Raw genomic sequence first — 11964 nt, 5'->3', positions numbered from 1 at the left:
ACCGCGATCCGAGTCGCAGAACGCTTCGAATGATGTTGTCCCCCATTGCACGCCGCCCGCGACACAGAGGTGATGCACGGCGCGCATCACCTCGCGACAGGCCCCACATCCCCTCGCCTCGGAGCGAACAGTCAGCGTGACACGAGCACCGGCAGCACGGCCTTGCGGATCCGAACGGTGACGGGCAGTTCCTGCAGGTAGTCGCCGTCGGCGTGGACGGGGATCGGGCGGTCGGCGGACACGGTGATCTCCTGACCGCTGAAGGTGAGCACCTCGGCCCGCGCGACATGGGCGCCGGTCTTCGCCTCGCCCATCGCGCCGAGGAGCCGCATCAGGTTCGCAGCACCGTCGACCGCGAGCACGTCGACGCGCCCGCTGTCCGCCGCGGCCGCGGGAACCATGTGCAAGCCACTGCCGTACCAGCCCGAGTTCGCGACGACCACCATGTGCACCGGACCGGAGAAGACGGCACCGTCGACCTCGATCCGGAAGTCCGCGGGCTTCCAGCGCAGGGCGGCGATGGCGGGGGCGAGCCGGTACGCGAGCGGGCCCATCCAGCGCAGTCGGTTGATCAGCTCGGTCGCCACCGAGTCGAGGCCCACGTAGACATTGCCGACGGCGATCTCGTCGCCGATGGTGAGCACGTCCAGATCGCGCCGGAAGCCGTCGCAGAGCACGTCCGCGATGGCGGCCGGATCGTCGGGGAGCCGCAGGTGCCGAGCCATGTCGTTGCCGCGTCCGGCGGTGACTACGCCCATGGGCGCCCCGGGGACGCGGAGCACGCCGGCCGCGACCTCGCGGATCTGGCCGTCCCCGCCGACGGCGACGGTCAACGCGCCCGCCGCGGCGGCCTCCTCGGCGAGCCGGCGGGCGTCGGCACCGGACGCGGACTCCTCGACGCGCGTCGTGACGTCCCGGCGGGCCAGCTCCTCCGCCACCGCTGCCCAGCGGACCCGGGCGGCCCCACCGCCGGAGATCGGGTTGAGGACCGCGATGACATCGGCGCCGGTCACGGGAGCAGGATCCCGGGGTTGAGCACGCCCTGCGGGTCGAGTGCGGCCTTGACGGCGCGGAGCGCGGTCACCTGGACCTCACCGATCTCCTCCACATAGGTGGAGCGGTGGTCGGTGCCGACGGCGTGGTGGTGCGTGATCGACGCGCCGGCCGCGCGGATCGCGGCGTTCGCCGCGGCCTTGGCGGCGCCCCACTGCGCGAGTGGGTCCTCCAGCGCCTTCGAGATCACCGTGAAGTACAGCGACGCACCGGTCGAGTAGACGTGCGAGATGTGGCACATCACCACGGCGGGAGTGCCCTGGTCGCCCAGCGCAGCGGTCAACGCCGCCGTCACATCGGCCTTGAGCCGCTCGATGTTCGACCAGAAGGTGACCGTCTCGAGCGTCTCGACCAGCGCGCCCGCGTCGAGGAGCGGATCGCGCAGGTACGGACCGCGGAACCGGCCGACGCGCCAGGCCTCCCCCGGCTCCTCGCCGAGGAACTGACCGCCCAGCTCGGCGAGGCGGGCGGAGACGTAGCCGTCGCGGCAGTCGACATCGGGCTCGTCGCCCTCGAAGCCGACGATCATCATGACGCCACCCGCGGCGGCCTTGCCCGCGGCGCTGGGGTCGGCCAGGTTGAGCGCGGTCTCCACCTCGTCGGAGAGGCGCAGCACCGTCGGGCGGACCGACCCCTGCGCGAGCACCCGCATGGCACGGGCCCCGGCCGCGAAGTCCGCGAAGTGCCAGCCGTAGAAGCGGCGCACCGTCGGGACGGGGTGCACGCGGACGCGCACGGCCGTGACCACACCGAACGCGCCCTCCGAGCCGAGGAAGAGTTGCCGCAGGTCCGGTCCCGCGGCCGACTTCGGCGCGGTCCCGATCTCGGCGACGCCCTGCGGAGTCGCGACGGTGAGCCCCACGACCATCTCGTCGAACCGGCCGTAGCCGATGGAGGACTGCCCGGCGGAGCGGGTGACGGCGCAGCCGCCGACGGTCGCGCCCTCGTAGGACTGCGGGAAGTGGCCCAGTTCGAAGCCCTGTTCGGCGAGCAGCCGCTCGGCCTCGGGCAGCCGGGTCCCGGCGGCCAGCGTCGCGACCTGCGAGACCGTGTCGAGCGCGATCAGGCCGGTCAGTGCGCGCAGGTCCAGGGCGACGACGGGGCGGGCGCGCTCGGGCGCGAGGCCGCCGGTCACCGACGTGCCGCCGGCGAACGGGCTCAGTGTGAGGTCCTTCGCCGCGCACACGGCCAGCACCTCGGCGACCTGCTCGGCGGTCGACGGGACGACGACGGCGTCCGGCGCATCGGAGGTGTCGCCGGCGCGGTACTTGAGCAGGTCCGGCGTGGAGTAGCCGCGAAGGTGGGCCAGACGCGTACCGTCGTCGACAGCGACCGCGGCGCCCGTCTTCTGCAGGGCCGACAGCGCCCGGCCGGAGACCCGGGACGGCATGAGGAAGAGCTCCGCGCCGGGCCCGGGGCCGCCCTCGATGCCGAGCATCGTGAGCGCGCCGAGCACCGACTCGGACAGGTGCATCGGGGCGCCGGGGTCGCCCCAGCGGCCGGGCTCGAAGGCGACGACGGGCAGATCCACCTCAGACGATGTCATGATACATTTGTACACATGGTGTCGCAGGATCTCAATTCTCGGGGTGCAACCGCACGGGGCCCCGCCAACGCCGTTGACGACGAGACGATCCTCGACGCGGCGCGCGACCTCATGTCCACCATCGGGATCCGCCGCACCACCATGGCCGATGTCGCGCGCGCCGCGCAGGTCTCCCGCGCCACGCTGTACCGCCGCTACCCCAACGTGCAGGCCCTCGCCGCCGCCGTCACGACGCGCGAGTTCGTCGCGGCGCTGACCACCGTCGGGCTGTTCGACGGTGCCACGGGTCGCGAGACCATCGCCCGCACCGTGGCCCACGTGACCTCCGCCGCCCGGTCGCATCCGCTGCTGCGCCGGATCGTCGAGCTCGATCCCGAATTCCTCATGCCGTACCTGCTGCACCGCACCGGCCGCACGTCCCGAGCCCAGATCGAGGCGTTGACCAGCGGGATCGCCGCGGGCCAGGCCGATGGGAGCATCCGCTCCGGCGACCCGGCCGAGCACGCCGCGGTCGTCCTGCAGCTGGCGTGGTCCTCGGCGCTCACCGGACCGGTGTTCACCGAGTCCGCCGATCTGCTCGACGCGCAGCTCTTCGATCTCATCGAGAGGTACCTGCGCCCGTGACCGTCGAATCCCTCGCGCACGTCGCGCCCGCTTCCCGCCTCTCGGCAGCCCGACGGTCCGCCGATCTCGCCGCCCTCGCCGCCGATCCGTCCGTCGACCTGCTGGTGATCGGCGGCGGCGTCACCGGGACCGGGGTCGCCCTCGACGCCGCGAGCCGCGGCCTGCGCGTCGCCCTCGTCGAGAAGCACGACCTCGCGTTCGGCACCAGCCGCTGGTCCAGCAAGCTCGTACACGGCGGCCTGCGCTATCTCGCGTCCGGCGCCGTCGGCATCGCCTACGAGAGCGCCGTCGAGCGCGACGCGCTGATCCGCGTGATCGCGCCGCACCTGACCCGCCCCCTGCCGCAGGTGGTGCCCCTCCTCGACGACGTCTCCCGCAAGGACGCCGCGCTGACCCGCGTCGGCTTCCTCGCCGGCGACGCACTGCGGATCGCGGCCCGCACCCCGGGATCCGAGCTCGCCCGGTCCCGGCGCGTCTCCCCCGCCGAGGTGATCGCGATGGCGCCCACCGTGAAGCGAACGGGACTGCGCGGCGGCCTGCTGAACTGGGACGGCCGGCTCACCGACGACGCGCGACTGACCGTGGGCATCGCCCGCACCGCCGCCGCACACGGCGCGACGATCCTCACGCACTGCGCCGCGTCGCAGGTCACGGGCACCGCAGCCGTCCTCACCGACGAGCTGTCCGGGCACTCGTTCACCCTGCGCGCCAAGGCCGTCGTCAACGCGACCGGCGTGTGGTCCGGCACGGTCGACAGCGCGGTCGTCCTGCGCCCCAGCCGCGGCACCCACCTGGTGTTCCGGCAGGAGAGTTTCGGCGGACTCACCGCGGGCCTGACGGTGCCCGTCCCGGGCTCGTTCGGCCGGTACGTCTTCGCCCTGCCGCAGCCCGATGGGCGCGTGTACGTGGGCCTCACGGACGAGGAGGCCGACGGTCCGCTGCCCGACGTCCCGACGCCGTCGGACGACGAGATCGACTTCCTGCTCGCGACCGTCAGCCTCGCCCTCGGTACCCCGCTCACCCGGGCCGACATCGTCGGGACGTTCGCCGGCCTGCGGCCACTCCTCGACTCGGGCGCAGGGCAGACGGCGGACGTCTCGCGCAAGCACGCGGTACTCACCCGCGACGACGGCCTCGTGACCGTGGTCGGCGGCAAGCTCACCACCTACCGGCGGATGGCGGAGGACGCCGTCGACGCCGCGCTCGCCGCATCCGGCCTGCCCGCCGGTCCGTGCGCGACCCGGACGCTACCGCTCGTCGGCGCGGCCCCGCGGGAGAACCTGCGGCGCATCGACGCGCCCGAGCGGCTCGTCCGCGCCTACGGCACCGAGGCGACTACCGTCGTGGCCCTCGGCGAGGCCGACCCCGCGCTGACCCTTCCGGTGGCGGACGGCACGGAGGTCACGGGCGCGGAACTCGTCTTCGGCGCGCTCGCCGAGGGGGCGGTCACGGCCGCCGATCTGCTCGAGCGCCGCACGCGCCTGTCGCTGATCCCCACCGTCGCCGAGGCGGCCGGGGACGCCGCGAGGTCGGCCCTCGATCGTCAATGACGGTGCGCCGGCACGTTCCACGCCGGTAGCCGGTCCGGGTAGTCCACCCATGCCGCCGGGCCCTCGGCGACCTCGTCGTCGGTGAGCAGCGCGCGGTCGAGCAGCCCGTGCATCGTCGCGGCGTCGAGGCGGACGCCGATGAACACCAACTCCTGCTGTGGCGCACCGTCGACCTGCGACCAGTAGGCGGCGGGCTCGATGGTGAGGTTCGGGCCCGCCTGCGACCAGACCCCGACGAGGCCGGGCCGGCTCGCGATCCAGCAGAAACCCTTGCTGCGCAGCACCGCCCGAACCTCGGCCAGGGATTCGAGGAGCCGCTGCGGGTGGAAGGGGCGGTCGGCGCGGTAGGTCGTCGACGAGATCCCGTACTCCTCGGTCTCCGGAGTGTGGCCGCCGATCACCTCGTCGTCCCAACCCGCGACCGACGCCGCGGCGTCGTGGTCGAACAGGCCCGTCCCGATCACCTCGGAGACCGCGATCCGGCCCCGCGGCAGTGGACTCACGCGGGCACGCGGGTTGAGCCTGCGCACGGCGGCTTCGACCGCACCGCCGGCGGCTGCGGACACCAGGTCGAGCTTGCTGATGAGCACGACGTCGGCGAATTCGACCTGGTCGATGAGTAGGTCGGCGATGGACCGCTCGTCGCCCGCGGCGGCGCCGAGGCCGCGCTGTGCGAGGCTCGTGCCCCGGGCGATCTCGCCGAGGAACGTGCTGGCGTCGACGACGGTGACCATGGTGTCGAGGGCGGCGAGGTCGCCGAGACGGCTGCCGTCGTCGAAGGTCCAGTCGAAGGTCGCGGCCACGGGCATCGGCTCGGAGATGCCGGTGGACTCGATCACCAGGTGGTCGAAGCGCGGGTCGCCCTCGGGCGTCCGCTGGCGCGCGATGGCGCCGACGGCGTCGACGAGATCCTCGCGCAGGGTGCAGCAGATGCAGCCGTTGCTGAGCTCGACGAGCTTCTCCTCGGTGCGGTCGAACCCGCCGAGGTCGACCAGCGCAGCGTCGACGTTGACCTCGCTCATGTCGTTGACGATCACCGCGATGCGCAGGCCTTCGCGATTGCCGAGGAGATGGTTGAGCAGCGTGGTCTTGCCGGCGCCGAGGAAGCCGGAGAGGACCGTGACGGGCAACGGGGCTGAGATGGTCATGCCACTAATAGTAACCATTGCCATTAGTGGCGCCCGGCGTCGGGCGTCAGGCACCGCCGTAGTGGGCCGACATCTCCGGGAAGTAGTCGTCGAAATCCGGTGCTGCACGGCCGTTCTCAGCGGCAACGAGGGCGTCGAGGTAGTACTCCCAGCCGGGCCCCACCTCCGCGGCGTTCGCCGCGGCGTCGAGATGGTGGACGAAGGTCAACCGGGTGCGGTCACCGTCCCGCTCGACGAGCGCCTCGAGGTTCCACTCGCCGTACTCGTCCTGGGAATGCACACCGAGCCGCCGCGGCGGCTCGCACGCCGTGATGGTCATCGGCATGACGGGAGCCCCCTCCTCGAAGCCCATCGTCACCCGCACGACGGAGCCGACTCCGGGCTCACCCGTCCAGGGGCCGAACCACCGTGCCGTCCGCTCCGACTCCGTGATCGAGGCCCAGACGTCGTCGACGCCCGCATCGAAGTACCGCTCGAGGATCAGGTCGCGCCCACCGTCGGTGATCACCACGCGCCCGGTCGCCTGCTTGGTCATGCCGTTCCCCGTTCTCGTGTTCCATCGATCTCCGTGACACCCGCAGCGTCCGCCGCGCGGGCGTTGTCGCGCCGCGTGCGACGCACCTCCGTGTCCAACGCGGGCGAGGCCAGCAGGCCCGCGAGCCCGGCAGAGCCGCGGACCCGCGCCAGCCAGCCGTCGATCTCGTCGAGCGCCTCGAGCCGCAGCGCGTACGTCCGCTCGCGCCCGTCCCCGCCCGACGGTCCGCCCTCGACGACACCCGCATCGCGGAGCACGCGCAGATGCCGACTGACGGCCGGTCGGCTGATGTCGAACTCGGAGGCGACCTGCCCCGCGGTCATCGGAGCCCTACTCAGCAGCACCACGATCCGGCGCCGCACCGGGTCGGCGATGGCTGCGAAGACGCTCACCCCAAAAACGTAACACATCAGTTACGCACTCGTCTAGAAGAGCGACTCCTGCAGGTCCGGAGCAGCGGAGCCGTGGACCCGAGGAGTACGTGCCGCGCGCTGCGGCGGGCTCCCATAGGGATCCTCCAGGCGCAGCAGCCCGTACTCCTCGAGCATCGGCGCCACCCGCTCACGCAGGTGCGCGCGGTACTCCGCCGACACCCGTCCGGTCGCCCCGTACAGCTGCCGGTAGCGCCGCACCAGCATCGGATGGTTCTCGGACAGCCAGCCGAGGAACCAGTCCCGGTAGCGGCCCGTCAGGTTCAACGCCATGACCGAGGCCGTGGTCGCGCCCGCGTCGGCGAGGGCCTCGAACAGCGCGCGCAGCGAGGCCGTGTCGTCGGTGAGGTAGGGCACGACCGGCGCGACCATCACATGGCAGTCGAAGCCGGCGTCGGCGACCGCGCGGATCAGGTCGAGCCGCGCCGCGGGCTTCGGCGCACCGGGCTCGAGAGACTGTTGCAGAAGCGGATCCAGCAGCGCCAGCGACACCGACAACTGCACCGGCACGGTGGTCGCGGCGGTGACCAACAGCGGCAGATCGCGCCGGAGCAACGTGCCCTTCGTGAGGATCGAGATCGGCGATCCCGCGCCCGCGAGCGCCCCGATGACGCCCGGCATGAGCCGGTACCTCCCCTCCGCCCGCTGGTACGGATCGGTGTTCGTCCCGAGCGCCACCGGATCGCCGCGCCACGAGGCCCGGCGGAGCTCCTTCTTGAGCACCGACACCAGATTGGTCTTGACGACGATCTGGCTGTCGAAATCGCCGCCGGCGTCGAACTCGAGGTACTCGTGGCTCGAGCGCGCGAAGCAGTACGTGCACGCATGGGTGCACCCGCGGTACGGGTTGATCGTCCAGGTGAAGGGCATCGCCGAGGACTCCGGGAGCTTGTTGAGCGCGCTCTTGCACAGCACCTCGTGAAAGGTGATCCCCTCGAACTCCGGCGTGGTGACCGTGCGTCCGTAGCCCTCCAGGCCCGGCAGCGCCCGCACCCCCGACCCCGCTTCGGCGGAGCCGTCGCCCAACAACTGACCATTCCATCGCACACCGACAGTCGAACACGTCGTTCGAGTCGAGTCAAGTATTCGAACAGCGCGTCGCTACCAGAGCGGGCGGGCGATCTCCTCGACCTCGTCGGTGGAGAACACCAGCTCCTCGCCGCCGCCGAGCTCCCGCGCGATCCCCGCGGCGCGGAACAGCGGCCGGTCCCGCATCGGCATCGACGTCGACTGGGCCCGCGCCTGCTCCGCGAGCACCCGCGCGATGTCGCCGACCTCCGGCCGGCGATTGCGTTCCAGCGCCTCCGCGAGCCGGCGAGTGCCCAGCATCGGCAGCTCGCGGCCGCGCACGCGACCCCGCCCCGAGCCCTCGTACAGGGCGATGGGGAGGCGCACCGTCGTCCTCCCCTGGCGCAGCCGGAGCGAGACCTGCGCGAACCGGGCCACCTCCGCGACCAGGTCGACCTCGTCGGCGTCCATGAGATTCATCCGCTGTGTCCGCAGTGTCCGGCGGGTCAGCACGCGGTGATCGAGCACGACCCGGCGCCGAGCGACGCCCAGGTAACCACCGACACCGGGCGCGGCACCGGCGACCAGCACGGCGATGCCCCACGGGGCGCCCACCAGCACCGTCACGATCACGCCGACGATCACCGTCGCGATGAGGCCGATCGCCAGGGCGCGACGTACCTTCGGCAGCATCAGCCGCGGCGGGATGAGGTCCACGTCGACGGCGTCCTCCGCGCTCAGCTCCCGCGGGTCGCGGGCGCCGGGCTCGGCAGGACTGGACGACACGAGGGCTACTCCGCGCTTTCCGGCGCCTCGGCGCTCTCGGTCACGATCACGTCCACGACGGTATCGATCGGCACGGCCCGCTGCTCGCCCTTCGCCAGATCCTTGAGCATCACGACGCCCTGGTCGAGCTCGGAATCACCCAGGATCAGGGCGAAACGGGCACCTGACCGGTCCGCGGCCTTCATCGCGCCCTTCATGGCGCGGTTGCCGTAGGCCATGTCGGACCGCACGCCGGCGGCCCGCAGGCGTCCCAGCAGCGGCACCATCGCTTCCCGTGCCGCGTCGCCGAGCGGCACGCCGAAGGCCGTGACCCGCGGCGCCGACGGTGCGCGCTTGCCCTCCGCGGCCAGCGCCAGGAGCGTGCGGTCGACGCCGAGCCCGAAGCCCACGCCCGTCACGCCCTCCCGGCCGCCCAACTGCTCGACGAGGCCGTCGTACCGGCCCCCGCCGCCGATGCCGGACTGCGCACCCAGGCCGTCGTGGACGAACTCGAAGCAGGTCTTGGTGTAGTAGTCGAGTCCGCGCACGAGCCGGGGGTTCACGACGTACGGCACACCGAGCGCATCGAGGTAGCCGAGCACCTTCTCGAAGTGCTCGCGGGCATCGTCGGACAGCGAGTCGACCATGAGCGGCGCATCGGCCGTCATGGCCTTGACCTCGGGACGTTTGTCGTCGAGCACGCGCAGCGGGTTGATCTCGGCGCGGCGCCGCGTCTCGTCGTCCAGGTCGAGCGCGAACAGGAACTCCTGCAGCTTCTCCCGGTACTGCGGCCGGCACGTGGCGTCGCCCAGCGACGAGATCTCCAGTCGGAAGCCGTCGAGCCCGACGCTGCGATAGGCGCGGTCGGCGACGGCGATCACCTCGGCGTCGAGCGCCGGGTCGTCGACGCCGATGGCCTCGATGCCCACCTGCTGCAACTGCCGGTAGCGGCCCTCCTGAGGACGCTCGTACCGGAAGAACGGTCCCGCGTACGCGGCCTTGACCGGCAGTTGGCCGCGGTCGAGGCCGTGCTGCAGGACGGCGCGCACGACGCCCGCCGTGCCCTCGGGGCGCAGCGTGACCGACCGGTCGCCACGGTCGGCGAAGGTGTACATCTCCTTCGCCACCACGTCGGTCGACTCGCCCACGCCCCGCGCGAACAGGGTCGTGTCCTCGAAGATCGGCAGCTCGATGTAGCCGTAGCCGGCCTCGGCCGTCGCGGTCAGCAGAGCACTGCGCACCGCCAGGAAGTCGGCGGAGCTGTTCTTCTCCCCCGACGGCACCGGGATGTAGTCGGGAATTCCCTTGGGAGCCTGGAAGCTACCGGCGCTCACAGTCCGTATCGTCCTTTCCGCTCCGCGGGCGTCTGCGTGCCCGTGAGCCCCTGCAGGAACGGGTTCATCGCCCGCTCCCGTCCGATGGTGGTGGCCGGGCCGTGCCCGGGCAGGACGACGGTGTCGTCCCGCAGGGGCAGCAGCTTCTCGGCGATCGAGCGCAGGAGGCGCTCGTGGCTGCCGCCCGGCAGATCCGTGCGCCCGATGGAACTCTGGAAGAGCACGTCGCCGTCGAAGGCGACGGTGACCGTCTCCCCCTCGACGGGGGCACCGTCACCGTCGACCGCGGGGGCCGCGACGGTGAAGACGATCGAGCCCGGGGAATGGCCCGGCGCGTGGTCGACGCCGAAGGTGATCCCGGCCAGCTCCACCGGCTCGCCGTCGACGAGCTCGACGACCTTCTGCGGCTCGACGAACACCTGGTCCCCGATCATCGCGCCGAGGGCGGCGCCGATCCCGACGGCCGGATCGGCGAGCATCGGCCGGTCGGCGTCGTGGATGTGGACGGGGATCCCGTACTCGTCGGCGAAGGGCTGCGCCGTCCAGGTGTGGTCGAGGTGACCGTGGGTGAGCAGCACCGCGACGGGGTTCAGCCGGTGCTCGGCCAGGAGCTGCTTGAGAGGCTCGACGGCGTCCTGACCGGGGTCGATGACGACGGCGTCGGAGCCCGGACCCGCTGCGACGACGTAGCAGTTGGTCTGGAACACCCCCGCGGGGAATCCGGTGATCAGCATCCGACCATTGTGGCACCAGACCCGGTGGCGGCGTCCATCAGGTTTAACTGGCAGACTTGGCGATCAGTTGTGCCCGCCGGATGTCGGTAATGAGGAGGTCGTCACACCGTGCCGAGCAATGAGGAACGCCGTCAGGCAGCGCGCGAGAAGCTCGCGAAGCAGAACGAGCGGCGTGAAGCAGACGCGCGCAAGCGCAAGATCAAGGCCGGTGCGATCGCCGGTGTGGTCGTGGTCGCGCTCGTCGCCGCCGGTTGCTACATCTGGCTGCCGCAGGGTCCGCGCGCGCCCCTGCGCGTGGCGGCCGAGAACAAGTTCAAGTCGGAGCACGTCACCTGTGACTTCCAGGACCGCGATCCCGTCGCCGACACGCACAAGAACCTGCCTGCGCAGAAGCAGCAGATCGCGGCGCGGCGCACGCAGGTGACCGACGCGCAGAAGCAGCTCGCCACCATGACCGGCGATCAGAAGACCGCCGGCGAGGCGCAGATCAAGGCGTTCTCGGAGCAGACCGACAAGCTCGAGCGCCAGATCGCTCGGACCGAGAAGGCGCTCCCCGCGATCGACAAGCTGACCGAGCGCAACAAGACCGTCAGCAAGCCGAGCGGGAAGGATGTGCCGAACTCCGGCACCCTGACCGGTACCTTGACCACGAACTCCGGTCCGATCGGATTCGAGCTGGACCGCTCGAAGGCGCCGTGCAACGTGGAGACCTTCGCCACGCTCATCGCGGCCAAGTACTTCGACAACACCCCGTGCATCCGCGAGACCGGCGGCGCCCCGACGGCCGCCAGTGGGCTGTACGTGCTGCAGTGCGGTGACCCCTCGGGCTCCGGTGTCGGTGGTCCGGGCTGGACCTCGCCCGACGAGAACCCTGCGTTCCTCAAGGCCGCGTCGCCCGCGAACCCCATGACGGGCGGCTCGGGCACGTCGATCTACCCGGCGGGGACGATCGCCGTCGCGAACGCCAACCAGCAGGCGGATCCCCAGTCCGGTTCGGCCGGCGTGTCGAACACCGGCGCCAGCCAGTTCTTCCTCGTCTACAAGGACTCGACGCTGCCGCCCAACTACGCCGTCATCGGCAAGATCGACGACGCCGGCCTGACACTGCTCAAGCAGATCGCCGCCAAGGGCATCGCACCCAACGACGGTGAGCCGGCCGCCACCCCCGCCGCGCCGGTGACCGACGGCAAGCCCAAGGAGCCGGTGACCATCACCAGCATGGCGCTCGCCTCCTGA

At 71.7% G+C, this 11964-nt stretch carries 12 protein-coding genes; 3 read left to right on the top strand and 9 right to left on the bottom strand.

Annotation, left to right across the window (positions count from 1 at the left end):
* Positions 1-131 precede the first annotated feature (131 nt).
* Together AXK60_RS02475 and AXK60_RS02470 are read right to left on the bottom strand one after the other, a co-directional pair.
* Complete coding sequence (locus AXK60_RS02475) at positions 132-1013, bottom strand: diacylglycerol/lipid kinase family protein (protein ID WP_068569378.1); 882 nt, start codon at positions 1011-1013, stop codon at positions 132-134.
* Positions 1010-2599, bottom strand: coding sequence for an FAD-binding oxidoreductase (locus AXK60_RS02470; RefSeq protein WP_068569377.1), 1590 nt, complete (start codon positions 2597-2599; stop codon positions 1010-1012). The genes AXK60_RS02475 and AXK60_RS02470 overlap by 4 nt, the downstream gene beginning before the upstream one ends.
* 15 nt (positions 2600-2614) lie before the next feature.
* Here AXK60_RS02470 and AXK60_RS02465 point away from each other — a divergent pair, with 15 nt between their 5' ends.
* Together AXK60_RS02465 and AXK60_RS02460 are read left to right on the top strand one after the other, a co-directional pair.
* A complete protein-coding gene (locus tag AXK60_RS02465; protein WP_068569376.1) occupies positions 2615-3223 on the top strand; it encodes a TetR/AcrR family transcriptional regulator in 609 nt (202 codons plus the stop codon).
* Positions 3220-4773 (top strand): glycerol-3-phosphate dehydrogenase/oxidase, encoded by a 1554-nt coding sequence (locus AXK60_RS02460; RefSeq protein ID WP_068569375.1) that lies wholly within the window; start codon positions 3220-3222, stop codon positions 4771-4773. The genes AXK60_RS02465 and AXK60_RS02460 overlap by 4 nt, the downstream gene beginning before the upstream one ends.
* Here the strand turns inward: AXK60_RS02460 and AXK60_RS02455 are convergent.
* The 7 genes from AXK60_RS02455 to AXK60_RS02425 are packed head-to-tail and all read right to left on the bottom strand — an operon-like array spanning position 4767 to position 10728.
* Positions 4767-5921 (bottom strand): GTP-binding protein, encoded by a 1155-nt coding sequence (locus AXK60_RS02455; RefSeq protein WP_068569374.1) that lies wholly within the window; start codon positions 5919-5921, stop codon positions 4767-4769. The genes AXK60_RS02460 and AXK60_RS02455 overlap by 7 nt on opposite strands.
* A gap of 46 nt (positions 5922-5967) precedes the next feature.
* Entirely contained in the window at positions 5968-6456 is a 489-nt protein-coding gene (locus AXK60_RS02450) for an SRPBCC family protein (protein WP_068569373.1), read from the bottom strand.
* Positions 6453-6848 carry an ArsR/SmtB family transcription factor gene (locus AXK60_RS02445; protein WP_231855393.1) on the bottom strand — a complete coding sequence of 132 codons (396 nt, stop codon included), beginning with the start codon at positions 6846-6848 and terminating at the stop codon, positions 6453-6455. Before AXK60_RS02445 ends, AXK60_RS02450 begins: the two co-directional genes overlap by 4 nt.
* A 33-nt stretch (positions 6849-6881) precedes the next feature.
* On the bottom strand, positions 6882-7934 hold the full coding sequence (locus tag AXK60_RS02440; RefSeq protein WP_068569371.1) for an Rv2578c family radical SAM protein: 1053 nt from the start codon (positions 7932-7934) through the stop codon (positions 6882-6884).
* Between the two features lie 54 nt (positions 7935-7988).
* Positions 7989-8681, bottom strand: coding sequence for a hypothetical protein (locus AXK60_RS02435; RefSeq protein ID WP_068569370.1), 693 nt, complete (start codon positions 8679-8681; stop codon positions 7989-7991).
* Positions 8682-8686: 5 nt separating this feature from the next.
* Positions 8687-9994: a histidine--tRNA ligase gene (gene hisS, locus AXK60_RS02430; RefSeq protein WP_068569369.1), complete on the bottom strand. Its 1308-nt coding sequence runs from the start codon at positions 9992-9994 to the stop codon at positions 8687-8689.
* Entirely contained in the window at positions 9991-10728 is a 738-nt protein-coding gene (locus AXK60_RS02425) for an MBL fold metallo-hydrolase (protein WP_068569368.1), read from the bottom strand. Before AXK60_RS02425 ends, hisS begins: the two co-directional genes overlap by 4 nt.
* Positions 10729-10836: 108 nt before the next feature.
* Here AXK60_RS02425 and AXK60_RS02420 point away from each other — a divergent pair, with 108 nt between their 5' ends.
* Positions 10837-11964, top strand: a complete 1128-nt coding sequence (locus tag AXK60_RS02420) for a peptidylprolyl isomerase (protein WP_068569367.1) — start codon at positions 10837-10839, stop codon at positions 11962-11964.

Source organism: Tsukamurella pseudospumae, assembly GCF_001575195.1.
GTDB lineage: Bacteria > Actinomycetota > Actinomycetes > Mycobacteriales > Mycobacteriaceae > Tsukamurella > Tsukamurella pseudospumae.
Note: the sequence above shows the minus strand (reverse complement) of the source record. Positions and strands in the feature narration are given on the sequence as shown.